Raw genomic sequence first — 18,579 nt, forward strand, 5'->3', positions numbered from 1 at the left:
GTTGCGAATAGGTCGCTGTCCTGCAAGGAGGTGGCAACGGGAGATTCGCGTAGCATGGCCGATACCAGGAAAGCGTCCGACCTGTTCGTGGAATGCCTCGAGGCCGAGGGCTGCGAATATATCTTCGGCGTCCCGGGCGAGGAGAATCTCGACTTTCTCGACAGCCTCAGCCGGTCGAAGCAAATCAAGCTGGTCCTGACCCGGCACGAACAGGGCGCGGGTTTCATGGCCGCGACCTATGGCCGCCACACCGGCAAGACCGGCGTGTGCATCGCCACGCTGGGGCCGGGCGCGACCAATCTCGTCACTGCAGCCGCCTATGCCCAGCTGGGCGGCATGCCGATGATGATGATTACCGGGCAGAAGCCGATCAAGAAATCGAAGCAGGGCCAGTTCCAGATCCTCGACGTGGTCGCGATGATGGACCCGCTGACCAAATATACCCGCCAGCTGCACGCAGGCGACAATATACCGAGCCGCGTGCGCGAGGCCTATCGCCTGGCCGAAGAGGAGAAGCCCGGCGCGGTGCATCTCGAGCTGCCCGAGGACATCGCCGCCGAGCCGACCGCTGCGACGCCGATCCCGCGCAGCGTCGCTCGGCGGCCCAGCGCCGAACCCAAGGCGGTGAGCCAGGCGGTCGCCGCGCTGGAAAAGGCGAGCAAGCCGATCCTCGTCATCGGGGCGGGCGCCAATCGTACCATGACCGGCAAGATGCTCGCCGAATTCGTCGAGAAGACCGGCATCCCCTTCGTTCACACGCAGATGGGCAAGGGGGTACTCGACGAGCGGCACCCGCTGTTCCTCGGCTGCGCGGCGTTGAGCGCGGGCGATTTCTGCCACCGCGCGATCGAGGAGGCCGACGTGATCGTCAATGTCGGCCATGACGTGATCGAGAAGCCCCCCTTCTTCATGCATGACGACGGACACACCGTCATCCATGTCAGCAACAAGAGCGCCGAGGTCGACCCGGTCTATTTCCCGCAGATCGAAGTGATCGGCGACATCGCCAACGCCATCTGGCAGATCAAGGAAAGCATCCACAAACAGGAGCATTGGCAAAGCGGCGAACTCACGCGCTACCATCAGGCGGAACTCGACCATACCGCGACGCTTGCCGACGATACGCGCTTCCCGATCTTTCCGCCGCATCTGGTGAAGCAGGTGCGCGCGAGCCTGCCCGAGGACGGAATCATCTGCCTCGACAACGGAATCTACAAGATCTGGTTTGCGCGTTGCTATTGCGCTTCGCAGCCCAACACCGTGCTGCTCGACAATGCGCTCGCCAGCATGGGCGCGGGGCTGCCCTCCGCGATGATGAGCGCCATGCTCTATCCGAAGCGCAAGGTGATGGCGATCTGCGGCGATGGCGGGTTCATGATGAACAGCCAGGAGCTGGAGACCGCGGTGCGGCTCGGCCTGAACCTTACGGTGCTGATCCTGCGCGACGATGCCTATGGCATGATCCGCTGGAAGCAGGCGCATATGGGCTTTGCGGACTACGGCCTGACCTATGGCAATCCCGATTTCGTCGCCTATGCGCAAAGCTATGGCGCGCAGGGCCACCGGGTGGAGAGCAGCGACCATCTGCGCGACCTGCTCGCCCATTGCCGCGACACGCCGGGCGTCCATCTGATCGACTGCCCGGTCGATTATTCGGAAAACGACCGCATCCTCAACGAAGAGATCAAGGAACTGAGCGCAAGGCTCTAGGATTGACCGGGTGAAGGAGACGCCATGCCCACGCTCAAGGATACCTACCCGCTCTACCTCAACAACACAGCCGCGCAGCCCAATACCGATCTGGAGGTGACCGACAAGTTCACCGGCGAGGTCGCCTTCCGCACCGCGCTGGCCAGCCCCGCGGTGATCGACGAGGCGATCGCGGGGGCGGTCAAGGCCACGGAGCCCATGGCGCGGCTCGCGAGTTACGAACGCAAGGCCGTGCTCGACCATTGCGTGAGCCGCTTTCGCGAGCGGTTCGACGAACTGGCCTATGCGCTGTGCGTGGAGGCGGGCAAGCCGATCAACGATTCCGAAGGCGAGGTCACCCGGCTGATCGATACCTTCCAGATCGCCGCCGAGGAATCGACCCGAATGTATGGCGAGGTCATGCCGCTCGATATCTCGCAGCGCGCGAAGGGCTACCAGTCGATCTGGAAGCGCTATCCGATCGGGCCGTGCAGCTTCATCTCGCCGTTCAACTTCCCGCTCAACCTCGCCGCGCACAAGATTGCGCCCGCGATTGCGGTCGGCTGCCCTTTCGTGATGAAGCCCGCGAGCAAGACGCCATTGGGCGCACTCATCATCGGCGAGATCCTGGCCGAGACTGACCTGCCCGAAGGCGCGTTCAGCATCCTGCCCGCCAGCCGCGACGGGGCCGACCTGTTCACCGTGGACGAGCGCCTGAAGTTGTTGAGCTTCACCGGCTCGCCCGCGGTAGGCTGGGACCTCAAGGCGCGCTGTGGCAAGAAAAAGGTCGTGCTCGAACTCGGCGGCAATGCCGCGGTGATCGTCGACCACGACGCCGATCTGGACGATGCGCTCGAACGGATCATCTTCGGCGCTTTCTACCAGAGCGGGCAGAGCTGCATCGGCGTGCAGCGCATCCTGATTCACGAGGATGTCTACGATCGGTTCAAGGGCATGCTGGTCGAGAAGACCAAGGGCCTCGTCGCAGGCGATCCCAAGGACCCGGATACCTTTATCGGCCCGATGATCTCCGAAGGCGAGGCCAGCCGACTCAAGGGCTGGATCGACGAGGCGGTCGAGGGCGGGGCGAGCCTGCTCACCGGCGGTGGATGCGAGGGCAACATGCTCGAGGCAACGCTGCTCGAAGACGTGCACAAGGACGCCAAGGCGCTGAACGAGGAAGCCTTCGGCCCGCTCGCGATCCTGCAGAAATTCAGCGATTTCGACGATGCGCTCGCCGAGGTGAACCGCTCGACCTTCGGCCTGCAGGCGGGCATCTTCACGCGCGACCTGTTCAAGATGTTCGACGCCTGGGACCGGCTCGAGGTCGGCGGCGTGGTGATCAACGACGTCCCCAGCTACCGCGTCGACAACATGCCCTATGGCGGGGTGAAGGATTCCGGCCTCGGCCGCGAAGGCATCCGCTTCGCGATGGAGGACATGACCGAAATCCGGAACCTGGTGATCCGGCGAACCTGATCAGGGGCGCGGAAGGGCAGTTTTCCGCTTTGGCTGCCCGAAACGGCTATTCCGCTGACGACGACATTGCGGTCGCTCTCCTGTCTTCGTCGAATGACGCTAAGCAGACGTTCCGATCACTAGCCGCAATGGCCCGTCGAAGAATGGCTGTGAGCGCAGATGGCCATACTTTTCGTCCCACCGTCCACTTTCTAAGTCTCTCGATAACTTGGATACAAAGCGCTCGACAGCGGCACTCGGCACAAGGCTCCAGCTAGAGCAAGCCAACCTCGCCTCTTTGTTCAGAAATGCTTCTGGGCGACCGTAATAGGCCTCGTTGAAGCCGTCTTGGCATTCGAGCGGGACCGGAACGCCTTCCACATCTACATGTCCTCCAAGCGCGGCTTTGATACGCCTAATTGGTGGGAAACGCTTAGCCTCAACCTCGCGGACTTCGGGAATGTAATCCGCCAGCCAATAATCCATCATCAACGCGGGATCGCAAACCAGTAGAACGACACGACCGCGGGTGACGCGCCGCATCTCCGACAGGCCGGCTTCTAAGTCCGACCATTGATGGGCTGTCACCAATGCCATCGATGCATCGAAACTGTTGTCCTCAAAAGGCAAATCTTCGGCGACCGCGTCGATCGCCATCGCAAGATGTGCCGGGCGCTGCGCTCGCATCGACGCCGACGGTTCGACCGCCGTCACTTCGCAATGGGTGGGTTCGTATGACCCAGCTCCCGCACCCACGTTCAAAACGGTTTTCACATCGCCGAGTGAGCGATGAATCTGCGCCGCGATTATGGGATCAGGTTGGCGATAGCGGCTGTAAGTACCGCCAATCTTTGCGTAGTCGACATCTCCCGCGCTGCCATCAGTTCGCTGTGTTTCGCCCATTGTCCCATCCAAACGATATCAACTGGAGCCAGTAGTCCACTTTCTCGCGTCAACAAACTGAAAGCGGAATGTCCGTTCCCCCCAAACAAGCGAAACCATCCGCGGTCGCCGCGCAAGCTCCCAGCGCACACAAGAAAACGCCCGCCGGGTGAGGGCGGGCGTTTCGCTTTCGCTTGTGCGAGTGCCTCAGGTTTCCTCGTCGACCGCATTGGCGGCCGATTGCAGGTCGCTGCCGACACCGCGCACGGTGTTGCAGGCGGCTGCGGTCAGCGTCATCGAGGTAATGCCGAGTGCGAGCAGGATTTTCTTGATCATCGTCGGTCCTTCCCAAAAGGTACCCCGTCCGGGTTTCCGATACGACAACGGAGGCATGGGCCCCCGGTTCCCCGGCTTGTTGCGCTGGAGGGGCGCGGCACCCATATGGCCGGGCCGTGTTCGAACCCGATTTCCTGCGTTTCGCCAGCGATGCCGAACTGGTCGCCTATTGGGGCGGCGCGTTCCTGCTTGCCGCGCTGGTCTGCATGGCGATGGAGCGGCGCCGGCTGAAGCGCGCGCAGATCAACCGGGTGGGCTGGATGCCGTGGACCGGGCTCTTCCTGGTCTTCGCGGTGATTGGTGGCGGATTGCTGGCCGTCGCGATTCCGGGGATCATCAAGGGCTAGCGCTCAATTCTTGTGGCTGCGTGCGCGCATTTCGGTGAAGCTCTGCATGTAAAGCGCTTCGAAATGCCTTTCGCGATCACAACTGCGCTGTCGTTGCTCGCGCTTGGCCTTCGTAGCCTTCGGAAAGAGAATTTTGTCCAACATCGAGTCGTCCTGCCTCTTGCGGAGGTATAGGAGATCTGAGCCTTGCTTGATTGTATGGACTCGACGCCGCCCGGCGCGATCCTAGAGACAGGCTTCGAGATAGGCCTGGTCGAAGCCGAACTGACGCGCCTTTTCGAGCGTATACGGGCGCAGACCCGATGAGCGGAACTCGCCCATGATCTTCCCGTCTTCGCTCTCTTCGAGATATTCGAACTTGAACAGTTCCTGCGTCACGATCACGTCGCCTTCCATCCCGATCACCTCGGTGATGTTGGTGGTGCGGCGCGAACCGTCGCGCAGGCGCTTCACCTGAACGATCAGGTCGACCGATTCCGCAATCTGGCGCGAGATGGCTTCCTTCGGGATCTTGATGTCGCCCATCAGAATCATGTTTTCCATACGGCCGAGGCACTCGCGCGGACTGTTCGCGTGCAGCGTACACATCGACCCGTCGTGACCGGTGTTCATGGCGGCGAGGAGGTCGAAACACTCCGCGCCGCGAATCTCACCCAGGATGATGCGATCTGGGCGCATACGCAGGGCGTTCTTCACGAGGTCGCCGATGGTGATCGCGCCCTGGCCTTCGAGGTTCGGCGGACGCGTTTCGAGCGGCAACCAGTGCGGTTGCTGCAGGCGAAGTTCGGCCGCGTCCTCGATGGTCAGCACGCGCTCGCCCGGGTCGATCATCTTCGACAGGGCGTTGAGCATGGTCGTTTTACCCGAACCCGTACCGCCCGAAATGACGATGTTCATCCGGCATGCGCCCGCGATCTTGAGCGCGGTACACATCTTCTCGCTCATCGAACCGAAGTCCTTGAGCATGTCCAAGGTGATCGGCTTTTCGGAGAACTTACGAATAGAGATCGCAGTGCCGCGCAGCGAAAGCGGCGGCACGATCACGTTCACACGTGAGCCGTCCTTGAGGCGCGCGTCGGCCAGCGGCGTGGTCTGATCGACGCGGCGGCCGACCTGGTTCACGATGCGCTGGGCGATCTGGAAAAGATGGGTCTCGTCGCGGAACTTGATCGGCGCGATGACCAGCTTGCCCTTCTTTTCGATGTAGGTCTGGTCGGGGCCGTTCACCATTATGTCCGACACATCGGGATCGTTGAGCAATTCTTCGAGCGGGCCGAAGCCGAGCAGTTCGTCGACGAGAACCTTCTCGAGCGCGAACTGTTCGCGGCGGTTGAGCGTGACCTTGAGCTCGGCCAGCACTTCCATGATGATCGGACGGAATTCTTCCGACAGCTCGTCTTTCGACAGCGTGGCCGCGGCTTCGGGGTCGACGCGTTCGAGCAGGCGCGGAAGCACCTGTTCCTTGATCTTGTGGATGCTCGCTTCGAACCCGCCGACTTCGCTCTGGTTCGAATGAGTGGAATTCATGCGCTCTTCGAGCCGCGACATTGCGTCGCCGTTCATGGCGGCGCCGGTCGGAGCGGAAGGCGAGTCGGTTTCGGGCAGCGGCGGGAATTGCTCGCCGCCCTTGTCGCCATCGTTACGCGATTGCGCGGGGGTGGGCGTGCCGCCACGCATGGGCTTGGCGACACCGAACTGCGGACGGGCACCGGCGCTCATGCCTGCCGGTCCGTTCTTCCGTCCGAATGCGCTCATTCCGGTAACCCCCGAGGAAACTCAAGTTTGATCCAGTCAGCCTTTGCGAACCTACGGCAAAGCCCGTCTCTCTAGGCGTGGTGAATAGAAAGGAAACCTTGATTTTTCCCTAATGGCCGAGGGCACTGAACGCTGCCGACCACGGCCTGGAACCGTGCGATTTTCCAGGCTCCGGAGCGGCCTTTCCGGTGGACCGATTGATTGCTTCCGAATAACGGCTAAGTCTCGGCGCGATCAGCTATTTGGAGAAGTCGGTTCATGTGTGGAATTATCGGTATCGTCGGTGCTCAGCCGGTCGCAGATCGCCTCGTCGACGGCCTGCGCCGCATGGAGTACCGCGGCTATGACAGCGCCGGGATCTGCACACTGCACGACGGTCGGCTTGTTCGTCGGCGCGCCGAAGGCAAGCTCAACAATCTCGTCGCCGAACTCGCCGACAATCCCGCTCCGGGCGAGATCGGTATCGCACACACTCGCTGGGCCACGCATGGCGCGCCCACGGCCACCAACGCGCATCCGCATGCGACCGATCACGTGGCGCTGGTCCACAATGGGATCATCGAGAATTTCAAGGAATTGCGCGCCGAATTGCGCGAGGCCGGGCGGACGTTGGAAAGCGATACCGACAGCGAAGTGGTCGCCCACCTCGTCTCGCGCCGTGTGGAAGAGGGCGCAAGCCCGCAAGAGGCGGTGGCCGATGTCCTGCCGCGCCTGCGCGGTGCCTTCGCGCTGGCGATCGCCTTCCGCGACCATCCCGACCTGCTGATCGGAGCGCGGCGCGGCTCGCCGCTGGTGGTCGGCTATGGCAAGGGCGAGACCTATATCGGTTCGGACGCGCTGGCGCTGGCGCCGCTGACCCAGCAGATCAGCTATCTCGAGGAAGGCGACTGGGTGGTCGTCACGCGCGAGGGCGCGACCATTTACGATGCCGAGAACGAGCAGGTCGAGCGTGAAGTCCGCGCTTCGGGAGCTTCGGCGGCGGCGGTCGAGAAGGGCAATTACCGCCACTTCATGCAGAAGGAGATTTTCGAGCAGCCGACCGTGGTCGCGCAGACGCTCGGCTCCTACCTGCGCCGGTCGGACAATGCGGTGGCCCTACCGCAGTTTGATTTCGATATTTCCAGCATCAAGCGCATCACGATCGTCGCCTGCGGTACCTCGTTCTATGCGGGCATGGTGGCGAAATACTGGTTCGAACAGTTCGCGCGTGTACCGGTCGATATCGATGTGGCGTCGGAGTTTCGCTATCGCGAGCCGGTGCTGGAAGAAGGCGGCCTTGCGCTGTTCATCTCGCAAAGCGGGGAGACTGCGGATACGCTCGCGGCGCTGCGGCATTGCAAGGAAAACGACCAGACGATCGGTGTGATCGTCAACGTGCCGACGAGCTCGATGGCGCGCGAGGCGGACCTGATGCTTCCGACCCATGCCGGGCCAGAGATCGGTGTCGCTTCGACCAAGGCCTTCACCTGCCAGCTGGCGGTGCTGGCCGCGCTGGCCGCGCATATGGCGGTCAAGAAAGGCCTGATGAGCCATGAGGAGGAGCAGGACGTTGTGGCACATCTGCTCGAGGCGCCCGCCTGCCTCAATGCCGCGCTCGATCATGACGAGGATATCGCCAGCATGGCGCATCTCATCGCCCCGGCACGCGACGTGCTCTATCTCGGCCGGGGTCCGGATTTCCCGCTGGCGCTGGAGGGTGCGCTCAAGCTCAAGGAAATCAGCTATATCCATGCAGAAGGCTATGCCAGCGGCGAGATGAAGCATGGCCCCATCGCGCTGATCGACGACGATGTGCCGGTGATCGTCCTCGCGCCGTCCGGGCCGCTCTTCGAGAAGACCGTATCCAACATGGAAGAGGTACGCGCCCGCGGCGGGAAGATCGTGCTGATTTCCGATGCGCAGGGTCTGCAAGAAGCCGGCGAGGGCTGCCTGGCGACCATCGAAATGCCGCGTGTCCACCCGCTGATCGCACCGCTGGTCTATGCCATCCCGGTCCAATTGCTCGCTTATCACGTAGCCTGCGTCAAAGGCACGGATGTCGACCAGCCGCGCAACCTGGCAAAATCCGTTACGGTGGAATGACTTAGCGTCGCAAGGCGGACAACCGACTGTAACAATTGGTGTATCGGGTCTTTACCCGGAGATAACCCTTTGCGGTTAACCCTACGCGTGTGAGCGAGCAGACCCCATCCGCGGACGCAGGAGCGACGCCGCTGTCGATACGGCAGGTCATCGGGCTTGAAGCGCCCGAGGGCACCGATTGGGCGGTCGTCCATGGCCAGCAATATGCCGTGCTCAAGGATCGCGTCGTGGCGCGCTTCGGGCTGCATCTGGTCGGTTTCGCACTGATAGCTGCGACGCTTTATCGCACAGTTCCGATCCCCGTGCTTGTGGTATGGGGGATCGGCCTGCTCGTCACCGTAGTGTATTCCGCGCGGGGCGACATCAGGCTCGGCGATGCGGACAGGCGTCCGATCTCGCTCGCGGAAGTGAAATCGCATGCCGTCACCAGCGCAGCCAAGGGCGCGGTTTGGTCCCTCGGCGTGATAGCTTCGGCGCTCGTGGCCGATGCCGCCGCGATGGTTCTGGTCTGGGCCGCGATCGCCATGCTGGTCGTGGGCAGCAGCGCCAGCCGTTTCAGCGCGCCGCTCAGCACCATTGCCTTTACGGTGGCCGCCGGCATTGGCGGCCTGGTAGCCAGCCTGGTGACACTGCAATTCACCCTGGCAGCGATAGTCCTTGTGACCACCTTGCTTGCCAGCTTCGGCGTGGTCGAAAGCGCGCGAGTGGCCGTGACGGCGCGTCTCGCCGAATCCGCATCGCAGGAACAGAGCGAAGTGGTTTCCATGCTGCTGCGCGAATTCGAGGAAGGCCAGGCCGACTGGTTGTGGCAGGTCGATACCAGGCGCCGACTGAAAGCCGTATCGCCCCGTTTCGCCTTCGCTCTTGGCAAGGAACCCGCAGAAACCGAAGGGCAGTCCTTCCTCCAGCTGATTTCGGGCGATGGTTGGGAAAGCGGCCAATTTCCGCCGAGCCTGCATGAGCTGGCCGAAAAGCTGAAGCGCAAAGAAAACTTTTCCAACCTCAGTGTGAAGGTCTCGATCGACGGAGAAGACCGCTGGTGGGAGCTTTCGGGTACGCCGATCGTCGACGAACTCGGCAATTATCAGGGTTTCCGCGGCGTCGGCTCGGACGTTACCGAGCAGCGCAAGTCATCGGAAAAGATCGAATATCTGGCGCGCTACGATACGCTCACGCAATTGCCCAACCGGCGGATGCTCAACGAAGCGTTGGGCGATGCCCTGCAATATGCCGCCAAGTGGCGCTCGCGCTGCGCTTTCCTGATGATCGACCTCGACCGGTTCAAGGCGGTCAATGATTCGCTCGGCCATCTGGTCGGCGACCAGATGCTCGCCGAGGTCGCAGCCCGCCTCAGGGGTCTGATCCAGGAAGGCGAGATTTGCGGCAGGCTCGGCGGGGACGAGTTCGCCGTCGTCATCCGCGACGCGCCGCACAAGGGCAGGATCGAACTTCTGGCTCGCGCCATTATCGAGCGTTTGTCGGAACCATACGAGATCGAAAACCACGTCCTCTATGTCGGTGCCAGCGTTGGCTCGGCAATGGGGCCGCGCGATGGGAGTACGGTCGAAGAGCTACTGCGCAACTCCGACCTCGCGCTCTATCGCGCCAAAGACGAAGGCGGCGGAACGCACCGCGAATACGAGCCGGCCTTGCACGCCAATGCAGAAGAGAAGCGCCAGCTCGAGCATGCCCTGCGCCATGCGCTCGATCGCGACGAATTCCTCCTGCATTTCCAGCCGGTGGTGAATGCCAAGACCGAAGATATCGTCAGTTTCGAGGCACTGGCCCGCTGGAACAGCGCCGAACACGGTTTTGTCAGTCCCGGCAAGTTCATCCCGCTGGCCGAGGACACGCGGCTGATCGTGCCGATCGGTACCTGGGTCCTCCAGGAAGCGTGCCGCGAGGCGGCCGAGAACTGGCCCGAGCACGTCAAGGTCAACGTCAACGTTTCGCCCGAGCAGCTGCTCGAGCCCGATTTCGCCGCTACCGTCGTGCGTGCACTGTCGCATAGCCGGCTCGAACCCAAACGGCTCGAGATCGAAGTGACCGAGAGCATCTTCATGCGCGACGCCAGCGTGGCCCGCAAGGCGCTCGAACAGTGCATGGCGCTGGGCTGTTCGGTCGCGCTCGACGATTTCGGCACCGGCTATTCTTCGCTCGGCTACCTGCGCAAGCTGAAATTCTCGACCATCAAGATCGACCGCACATTCGTCCAGGGCGCGGCGCAGCACAGCCCCGAATCGATCGCCATTATCCGCGCGGTCATAGCCATGGCCGACAGCCTCGACATGACCACCACCGCCGAGGGCGTGGAGAACGAGGAGGAAGCGGCGATGATCCGCGGAATGGGCTGCACGAAGATCCAGGGCTTCCATTTCGGTCGCCCGATGCCCGCGGAGGATGTCTGCGGATTGTTTGCTCGCAGGGCGATGGAACAGCGGCTGGCCCGCGCCTGATCAGGCTTCGGCCAAAGCCTTTATCGCGTTTTCGAAAAGGGCGAGACCGTCGGTTCCGCCATGCGCCGGATCGACCGCACGCTCGGGGTGCGGCATCATTCCGAGCACATTGCCCGCCGCATTGAGGACGCCGGCGATATCGCGGCGCGAGCCATTGCAATTCTCGACATAGCGGAAGGCCACGCGCCCATCGCCTTCGAGCCGGTCTAGCGTGTTGTCGTCGGCAAAATAATTGCCGTCGTGGTGGGCCACGGGAATGTCGATCGTCTGGCCGCTGTCATAGCCTGCGGTAAACAGCGACTGGTTGTTCTCCACCGATAGAGCAACAGTTCGGCAGATGAAATTCTGGCTGGCATTGCGCATCAGCGCACCGGGCAGCAATCCGGCCTCCGTCAGCACCTGGAAGCCGTTGCACACGCCCAGGACCGGCACGCCGCGCTCGGCCCTGCGCTTCACGCTGCGCATGATCGGGCTGTTCGCCGCCATTGCGCCCGAGCGCAGATAGTCGCCGTAGGAAAAACCGCCAGGCAGCGCGATGAAGTCGAGATCCTCCGGCAAGTGCGCATCGCCGTGCCACACGCGGATCGGTGCGATGCCCGATACCTTCTCGATCGCCACCGCCATGTCGCGGTCGCAGTTCGAACCGGGAAAAGTGATGACGGCGGCGCGGAAAGCCATCAGCCGACCTTCTCGATGCGATAATTCTCGATAACCGTGTTGGCGAGCAGCTTCTCGCACATCTCGTCGAGCGCCGCGTCGCCGGTGTCGTCGGCGACGTCGAGTTCGATCAGCCGACCCACGCGAACATCCTCGACCCCCGAAAAGCCGAGCCCCTCGAGCGCATGATGGACGGCCCGGCCTTGCGGATCGAGGACTCCGGGCTTGAGCGAGACATGGACGCGGATCTTCATGCGTTGAGGCCTTTCGTTTGGCGCGCCTATGGCGCAGCCGCCGCGCGCATTCAAGCGCCTCGCGCAGTTCGTTCCGCAGCGGTCGGGCAAGTGACATATGAGTCACGGCTGTAGCGGGATTGCAACAATTGTAATGATTCTGCCGCACGGCGCCGCGTCGTTCCCCCACTTGGGCGCGCAAGCTGCTATCGGGATCGCACGGCGATGACGCCGCTTCCCTCCAAATGCCCGCTCCGACATGCGCGTGCTCAAGCAGGAACTCTCCCCAAATGACCATCCGCTCCACCGCTGCCCGTCTTCTCGGTGCCAGCACTCTCGCTTTGGCGGCCTTTGCCGCGCAACCCGTGCTGGCGCAGGACGCAGCCGCAACCGGTGCCGAAGAAGCGGCCGACGGCCAGCTCAACACCATCATCGTGACCGCCAACCGGCGTGAAGAGAACCTCCAGGACGTCGCCGTTTCGGCCGCCACTCTCGATGCCGGCACGGTCAAGACGATCTTCGATGCCGGCGCCGAAGTGACCGCGCTCGCCGCGCGCGTCCCCGGCCTGTTCGTCGAAAGCTCGAACGGTCGCGCCGCCCCGCGCTTCTACATTCGCGGCCTCGGCAACACCGATTTCGATCTTGCCGCCTCGCAGCCGGTTTCGGTCGTCATGGACGAGATCGTGCTCGAGAATGTCACGCTCAAGTCCTTCCCGATCTTCGATGTCGAGCGGATCGAAGTCCTGCGCGGACCGCAGGGCACTCTGTTCGGCCGCAACACGCCCGCCGGGATCGTCAAAATCGATACCGCCAGGCCGGGCGACGAATTCACCGCGCAGTTTTCGGCCAGCTATGGCAGCTTCAACTCGCTGTCGATGGACGGCGGCGTGACCGTACCGATCGCTCCCGGTGTCGCTTCGCTGCGCCTGTCGGGCCTTTACCAGCATCGCGACAACTGGATCGACAACGGCTTCACCGGCGAAGACGATTTCATCGGCGGGTTCGACGAGCTTGCCGGTCGTGCCCAGCTGTTGATCACGCCCGACAGCCGCCTGTCGATGCTCGGCACCATCGCCTTCCGCGATCTCGACGCCACCTCGACGCCGTTCCGGGCCAATATCCTCGGTCCGCGCAACAACGACCTCAACGCCAATTACGACCGCGACACCGTGTTCTACGACGCGGGGGGCGGCAATCCTGCCGACTACGATGCCCTCATCGCCAGCTTCCGTCTCGACTACGAAGCCGATTTCGCGACGCTGACCAGCATCACCGCCTATGCCGAAAGCGAAGGCTCCAGCCGCGGCGATATCGATGGAGGATTTATCCGACGGGATGCCAATGGCAACATAATCGAAACCGGCCCGGGCTTAATTCTGTTTGAATCGGACACGCAGGACTCGATCGACCTCGATCAGCTCACCCATGAAGTTCGGCTCGCCTCGAACCCGGGTGGCACGATCGACTGGCAGGTCGGCATGTTCGTGTTCGAGAGCGATTTCGACGTGACCACCGCCGGCTTTCCCTTCCCGCCGCCGGTCACCGTGCGTCATACCAATGACGCCTGGGCGGTCTTCGGCCAGGTTTCCGCACGGGCGAGCGATGTGCTCAAGCTCACGGGCGGCCTGCGCTGGACGGACGACGAGAAGCAGTTCGCCGTCGTCTCGCCCTCGTTCGCCTCGGGCCCGGGCGCACAGTTCCGTAGCGTCGAGGACGATCGCCTGAGCTGGGATCTGTCGGCCTTTCTCGACGTCAGCGACGAGGCCAGCGTCTATGCGCGTCTGGCCAACGGGTTCCGCGCGCCGACCATCCAGGGCCGCGACGTGGCCTTCGGTTCGCCGCCTTCGGTAGCGACGTCGGAAAAGATCATGAGCTACGAAGCGGGCTTCAAGTCGGAATTCGCCGGCCGCAGCATCCGCCTCAACGGCGCGGTGTATTACTACACGATCGAGGACCCCCAGTTCACCGCAGTGGGCGGCGCGGGCAACCTCGTGCAGCTGGTCAATGCCGACAAGGGTCGCGGCCTCGGCTTCGAGCTCGACAGCGCATTCCAGGTGACGCCCGATTTCCTGATCACTGCCGGCGTGAGCTGGAACGACACCAAGATCCAGGACGACACGCTGGCGGTGGGCATCTGCGCGCAGTGTACCGTGACCGACCCGACAGTCGTGCTCTCGGGCACTACCCGCGCACTGGTGGACGGCAACCCGTTCCCCAACGCTCCCGAATGGATCGCAGACGTGACCGCGCGTTATGCCTTCCCGGTGAGCGATGCCGGCGAGGTCTTCGTCTTCACCGACTGGACCTATCAGGGGGCGACCAACTTCCTGATCTACGAAAGCCTCGAGTTCAACGCGAACAACCAGATCGAAGGCGGCCTGCGCATCGGTTATGCCCGCAACGACGGCCTGTTCGAAGTGGCCGCGTTCGTCCGCAACATCACCGATGCGGACAATGTTAAGGGGGCCATCGACTTCAACAACAACACCGCCTTCGTCAACGATCCGCGCGTGTTCGGTATCTCGGCACGCCTCAACTATTGAGCGCGATCGAAGGGTTGAGACAAGGGGCCGGGGGGAGCGATCCTCCCGGCCCTTTTCGTATGGTCAGGGCACGAGGCTTTCGTGCAGAATGCGGATCTTTAGCGCCTCGGCGGGGTCGAGATAGCGCCGCGCGGCGTCCTGCAACATCGCGGGCGTGACCGCGCGGATGCGGTCCTCGTAGCTGCGGACGCGGTCGAGCCGGTCGGCGCGCAATTGTGCCTCGTCGATCGCACCCAGCCACCAGCCATTCTCGCGGCGGCTCAGCGCGATCTTCTCCAGCAGGGGCGTGCGTGCGCGTTCGAGCAGGTCGGCATCGATCGGGCCGGCGCGGAATTCCGTGGCGATCGCATCGACCACTGCGAAGACTTCGTCCGCCTCGCCGGGCGCGACCACCGCAGAGGTCGAAAACGTCCCGAAATCGCGATAGATATGCGACATGCCCGAGTTCGCACCGGGCGAGTAGGATGCTCCCAGTTCCTCGCGGATGCGATCGAGCATTTCAAGCCGCATCACCGTGGCGAGGAGCTGCATGGTCGCCTCTTCTTGCGCATCGTCGTCGTCGGTGGTCGGCCAGAAGGTCATGGCGAGCGCCTGGTCGGGGGCCCCGGCATGGGTCAGCACGCGCTCGCCGCGGTCGGATGTGAACCGCGCGAGGCGTTCGCTCTCCCAATCGTCGAGCGCCTCGGCCCGGGCGGGCAGCGCGCCGAAGGACGATCCGACCGCGGCGACCACCGCCTCGCTGTCGAAATCGCCGACGACGGAGATTTCGATCGGGGCGGCGGCGAATTGGTCGGCGACCAGTCGGCGTGCTTCGGCAAGGGTCACTGCGGCCAGCTCTTCTTCGGAGGGGATCCCGAAGCGCGGATTGCCATCCGTGACGATCCGCGCCACCTGCGCGCGTGCAACCGCCTGGGGCGTCGCATCGAGCTGCGCGAGATAGGGCGGCAGGATCGCCTGCCAGCGCGTCAGCATTTCGGATCTGAGCCCCGGATCGCTGAAATAGGCGGCGCTGAGTTGCATCTGCAGCGGCAGATCGGCCATGGTGCCGCTGCCGCGCACGATGAACTTGTCCTCGCCCGCATCGAACCCGTAGGTCAGGCGGCGCCCGGCAAGGATCTGGCGCAATTCGTCATAGCCATGCTCGCCCAGCCCGCCGAGCGCGCTGACCGTGGAGAGGAAAGCGGCCTGGCCCATTTGTGTCGCGGGCAGGGCGAGCTGACCGGACCCGATACGGATCGCATAGCGCAGCCGGCCCTTCTCATGGGCAGTAAACTTCAAGTTCAATCGAACATTATTTCCGAAGCGGATGGTTCTGACGCCGAGATCGTCGATCGTCGTGTCCGCGACGACGGGCGAGGGCGTGCCGAATTCGCCATAGGCGAAGGCCAGTCCGCTCCGGTCTTCCGGCGGATCCACGGATTGTGCCGAGGAGCTTCGCCAGGCCTTCAGGATGGTCTCCTGCGCGCCAGGAATGGCCTGTTTTGTCGAAACATGGATCAGCGGGTCCGACAGGGCATAGTGCCGGGCGAAGGCTTGCGAGACCGCTTCGACCGTGATTGCCGGCTTCTGGGCGAGGAACAGCTCGTAAGTCGTTTGCGGGCTCACGAAGATGCGCTCGCGCCGCGCGGTCGAGAGGATGCCCTCGGCGAGCTGGCGGTTGCGCCGCGTGTCCTGCTGGTTGGCCGCATCGCGATAGCGCTGTTCGAAATTGGCGAGCTGTTCGGCCAGTTCCGCCTCGGTAAAACCGTGTTCGACCGCGCGGCGCCACTCCTGCTCGCCGATTGCGAGCGCGCGCTCCCATTCGCCCTCGCGCGCCTGGAGCTGCAACTGAGCCCGGCGCTGGATGTCGAAGAAGTCGGAGGCCGAGGCGCCTCCGCTTATGATCGGCGCATCGGCGGAGTTGGCGATCCTCTGCAGACGGCGATTGAGGATCGCGGTGCCGAGCGCGACCAGGCGGGACCGATCGTTTTCCGCGATAGTCGGCTTGCGCTCGAGATAGGGCGCAAAGCGATCGATCACGACCATGTGCTGCACATCGGGATCGACGAAATTGGCTGCCGCCGGGCCGCGCGCCAGGTCGACATTGCCCTTCGCGACCTCGACCCGGGGCGTCGACGGCACCGCCCAATCGCCGAACCGCTCGCGGATCTTCGCCTCGATCGTGTCGGGGTCGACATCGCCCACCACCACCAGCGCCGCATTGTCGGGGCGATAGAAGCGGCGGTAGAGATCGCGCAGCGCCCGGCCGGGAGCGGTATCGATGATCGTATCGGTGCCGTCGGCGCGGAAGCGCGCCGCGTAACGCGTTTCCGGCGCGACGAAGTCGAAATAATGCTTGTAGCGGCGGATGGTGAAATTGTTGCGGGTGCGCGTTTCGGACTGGATGATCCCGCGTTCGCGATCCACCGCATCGTCGGCGATGGTCAGCTCGCTCGCGGTCTCGCGCATCAGCATGAGCGCCGTGTCGAGCAGCTCCATGTCGGTGCGCGGCAGGTCGAGTTTGTAGATCGTGTCCTCGAACCCGGTCGAGGCGTTAGTATCCGCCCCGAAGGCAAGACCCAGCCGTTCGAGCAGCTTGATCATCTCGCCTTCGGGCACGTTGCGCGAACCGTTGAAGGCCATGTGCTCGAGCATGTGCGCAAGGCCCAATTCGCCTTCGCTCTCGTCGATCCAGCCGACATCGAAGCCGAAGCGGATGACGGCGGTATCCCTGGGCGTGCCATTGCGCAGGATCGCATAACGCAGGCCATTGTCGAGCACGCCGAACCGCACCGCCGGATCGGGGGCTATGTCATAGACCGGATGGCCCCAGCCGGTAACCGCCTGGACGGTTGCGGCCTGCACGATGGCCGGCGCGTCTTCAGCGGCAAGCGGCTGCGCGAGGGCGATAAGCGGGAGCGCCGCGAGCATGCGGCGGGCACGGGAAACGGACACGGACACCTGTTCGGTTGCGGCGCGGGGGCCGGATAGACTCCAAGCTATGCCGCACGCGGCCTGAATCCAAGCTTTCCGCGTTTCGCCGAGGCGTCCGAGCTACTTCTTGGGCTTCGACGGCGTCCGCAGCCGTCCGCGGTGCGCATTCATATCCAGCACTTCGCCCGGGCCGCTGTCGTCGTTCTGCAACAGGCCGAGCCGGCGCGCGACTTCCTGATAGGCTTCGCTCTCGCCGCCCATGTCGCGGCGGAAGCGGTCCTTGTCGAGCTTTTCACCGGTGTTGATGTCCCACAGGCGGCAGCCATCGGGGCTGATCTCGTCGGCCAGGATGACGCGGCTGTAATCGCCGTCCCATATGCGGCCGAATTCCAGCTTGAAGTCGATCAGGCGGATGTCGATCGCGCTGAACATGCCGCACAGGAAATCGTTGATGCGGATCGCCATCGACGACATGTCCTGCAGCTCTTCATGGCTGCACCAGTTGAAGCAGGCGATTTCCTCTTCGGAGACCTTGGGGTCGCCGAGTGAATCGTCCTTGAGGCAATATTCGATCAGCGTGTGCGGCAGCAGCTCGCCTTCCTCGATGCCGAGGCGCTTGCTGAGCGAACCGGCCGCGACGTTGCGCACCACCACTTCCAGCGGGATGATCTCGACCTGCCGGACGAGCTGCTCGCGCATGTTGAGACGGCGGATGAAATGCGTCGGGATGCCGATGTGCGACAGGCGCGTGAAGACATACTCGCTGATGCGATTGTTGATCACGCCCTTGCCGTTGATCGTGCCCTTCTTCTCGGCGTTGAAGGCGGTCGCGTCATCCTTGAAATACTGGATGATCGTGCCCGGTTCGGGACCTTCGTAGAGTATCTTGGCCTTGCCTTCGTAGATCTGGCGGCGACGTGCCATGGGCGTGCATTCCTTAGCGCTTCAAAGACTTGCGCCCCGGCGACGGAATCGACTGGCGATTGCGACTGCCGGGGCGAATGCCAGTGCGCATACAGAAGCGACGCGACAAACGCAATTGCGCTGCTGGCGGCGTATGTCGGTCGTCAGTCTATCGGGACGGGCTCGGGTAGCGAAGTGGTGCCCAGGGGCGGAGTCGAACCACCGACACGACGATTTTCAGTCGTCTGCTCTACCACTGAGCTACCCGGGCACACTGCTTCGGCAAGAGGGGCGTTGGCCGCCCCGCGAGCAATGAGAGCGCGCC

The 18,579-nt window shown here is 63.3% G+C and carries 13 protein-coding genes and 1 tRNA gene; 6 read left to right on the forward strand and 8 right to left on the reverse strand.

Annotated features, from left to right (window positions below; translation table 11 throughout):
- Positions 1–54: 54 nt before the first annotated feature.
- Both ASS64_RS12015 and ASS64_RS12020 read left to right on the forward strand, forming a co-directional pair.
- Positions 55–1,710 (forward strand): acetolactate synthase large subunit, encoded by a 1,656-nt coding sequence (locus tag ASS64_RS12015; protein ID WP_067694690.1) that lies wholly within the window; start codon positions 55–57, stop codon positions 1,708–1,710.
- A gap of 24 nt (positions 1,711–1,734) precedes the next feature.
- Entirely contained in the window at positions 1,735–3,168 is a 1,434-nt protein-coding gene (locus tag ASS64_RS12020) for an aldehyde dehydrogenase family protein (RefSeq protein ID WP_067694693.1), read from the forward strand.
- A gap of 99 nt (positions 3,169–3,267) precedes the next feature.
- Here the strand turns inward: ASS64_RS12020 and ASS64_RS12025 are convergent, their stop codons facing one another.
- Both ASS64_RS12025 and ASS64_RS17065 read right to left on the reverse strand, forming a co-directional pair.
- The gene (locus ASS64_RS12025; RefSeq protein ID WP_067694696.1) at positions 3,268–4,050 is read right to left on the reverse strand and encodes a class I SAM-dependent methyltransferase; all 783 of its coding nucleotides are present in this window, start codon (positions 4,048–4,050) and stop codon (positions 3,268–3,270) included.
- Between the two features lie 186 nt (positions 4,051–4,236).
- Positions 4,237–4,365, reverse strand: coding sequence for an entericidin A/B family lipoprotein (locus ASS64_RS17065; RefSeq protein ID WP_157075177.1), 129 nt, complete (start codon positions 4,363–4,365; stop codon positions 4,237–4,239).
- A gap of 116 nt (positions 4,366–4,481) precedes the next feature.
- Here ASS64_RS17065 and ASS64_RS12030 point away from each other — a divergent pair, with 116 nt between their 5' ends.
- On the forward strand, positions 4,482–4,712 hold the full coding sequence (locus ASS64_RS12030) for a hypothetical protein (RefSeq protein ID WP_067694699.1): 231 nt from the start codon (positions 4,482–4,484) through the stop codon (positions 4,710–4,712).
- Positions 4,713–4,937: 225 nt separating this feature from the next.
- On the opposite strand, the gene ASS64_RS12035 is transcribed toward ASS64_RS12030, so the two are convergent.
- A complete protein-coding gene (locus ASS64_RS12035; protein ID WP_083508339.1) occupies positions 4,938–6,467 on the reverse strand; it encodes a CpaF family protein in 1,530 nt (509 codons plus the stop codon).
- Positions 6,468–6,725: 258 nt separating this feature from the next.
- On the opposite strand from ASS64_RS12035, the gene glmS reads away from it, so the two are divergent.
- Positions 6,726–8,549, forward strand: a complete 1,824-nt coding sequence (gene glmS / locus ASS64_RS12040; protein WP_067694704.1) for a glutamine--fructose-6-phosphate transaminase (isomerizing) — start codon at positions 6,726–6,728, stop codon at positions 8,547–8,549.
- A gap of 89 nt (positions 8,550–8,638) precedes the next feature.
- Positions 8,639–11,005 carry a bifunctional diguanylate cyclase/phosphodiesterase gene (locus tag ASS64_RS12045; protein WP_067694707.1) on the forward strand — a complete coding sequence of 789 codons (2,367 nt, stop codon included), beginning with the start codon at positions 8,639–8,641 and terminating at the stop codon, positions 11,003–11,005.
- Here ASS64_RS12045 and purQ read toward each other — a convergent pair whose 3' ends face one another.
- Together purQ and purS are read right to left on the reverse strand one after the other, a co-directional pair.
- Positions 11,006–11,683 (reverse strand): phosphoribosylformylglycinamidine synthase subunit PurQ, encoded by a 678-nt coding sequence (gene purQ / locus ASS64_RS12050; protein WP_067694710.1) that lies wholly within the window; start codon positions 11,681–11,683, stop codon positions 11,006–11,008.
- The gene (purS, locus tag ASS64_RS12055; RefSeq protein ID WP_067694712.1) at positions 11,683–11,916 is read right to left on the reverse strand and encodes a phosphoribosylformylglycinamidine synthase subunit PurS; all 234 of its coding nucleotides are present in this window, start codon (positions 11,914–11,916) and stop codon (positions 11,683–11,685) included. Before purS ends, purQ begins: the two co-directional genes overlap by 1 nt.
- 269 nt (positions 11,917–12,185) lie before the next feature.
- Between purS and ASS64_RS12060 the strand changes: the two genes are divergently transcribed.
- Positions 12,186–14,438, forward strand: a complete 2,253-nt coding sequence (locus tag ASS64_RS12060) for a TonB-dependent receptor (RefSeq protein WP_067694716.1) — start codon at positions 12,186–12,188, stop codon at positions 14,436–14,438.
- A gap of 63 nt (positions 14,439–14,501) precedes the next feature.
- Here the strand turns inward: ASS64_RS12060 and ASS64_RS12065 are convergent, their stop codons facing one another.
- From ASS64_RS12065 to ASS64_RS12075, 3 genes are all read right to left on the reverse strand, one after another.
- A complete protein-coding gene (locus ASS64_RS12065; RefSeq protein WP_157075178.1) occupies positions 14,502–17,372 on the reverse strand; it encodes a pitrilysin family protein in 2,871 nt (956 codons plus the stop codon).
- 99 nt (positions 17,373–17,471) lie between these two features.
- A complete protein-coding gene (purC, locus tag ASS64_RS12070; RefSeq protein ID WP_067694721.1) occupies positions 17,472–18,275 on the reverse strand; it encodes a phosphoribosylaminoimidazolesuccinocarboxamide synthase in 804 nt (267 codons plus the stop codon).
- A gap of 175 nt (positions 18,276–18,450) precedes the next feature.
- Positions 18,451–18,525, reverse strand: a tRNA-Phe gene (locus ASS64_RS12075).
- Positions 18,526–18,579: the final 54 nt, after the last annotated feature.

It is taken from the genome of Erythrobacter sp. AP23 (genome assembly GCF_001542855.1).
Classification (GTDB): Bacteria; Pseudomonadota; Alphaproteobacteria; order Sphingomonadales; family Sphingomonadaceae; genus Qipengyuania.

Coding starts and splice junctions, on each gene's coding strand:
- ASS64_RS12015 (WP_067694690.1), top strand. CDS start 55: ATGGCCGATACCAGGAAAGCGTCCGACCTGTTCGTGGAATGCCTCGAG.
- ASS64_RS12020 (WP_067694693.1), top strand. CDS start 1,735: ATGCCCACGCTCAAGGATACCTACCCGCTCTACCTCAACAACACAGCC.
- ASS64_RS12025 (WP_067694696.1), bottom strand. CDS start 4,050: ATGGGCGAAACACAGCGAACTGATGGCAGCGCGGGAGATGTCGACTAC.
- ASS64_RS17065 (WP_157075177.1), bottom strand. CDS start 4,365: ATGATCAAGAAAATCCTGCTCGCACTCGGCATTACCTCGATGACGCTG.
- ASS64_RS12035 (WP_083508339.1), bottom strand. CDS start 6,467: ATGAGCGCATTCGGACGGAAGAACGGACCGGCAGGCATGAGCGCCGGT.
- glmS (WP_067694704.1), top strand. CDS start 6,726: ATGTGTGGAATTATCGGTATCGTCGGTGCTCAGCCGGTCGCAGATCGC.
- purQ (WP_067694710.1), bottom strand. CDS start 11,683: ATGGCTTTCCGCGCCGCCGTCATCACTTTTCCCGGTTCGAACTGCGAC.
- purS (WP_067694712.1), bottom strand. CDS start 11,916: ATGAAGATCCGCGTCCATGTCTCGCTCAAGCCCGGAGTCCTCGATCCG.
- ASS64_RS12060 (WP_067694716.1), top strand. CDS start 12,186: ATGACCATCCGCTCCACCGCTGCCCGTCTTCTCGGTGCCAGCACTCTC.
- purC (WP_067694721.1), bottom strand. CDS start 18,275: ATGGCACGTCGCCGCCAGATCTACGAAGGCAAGGCCAAGATACTCTAC.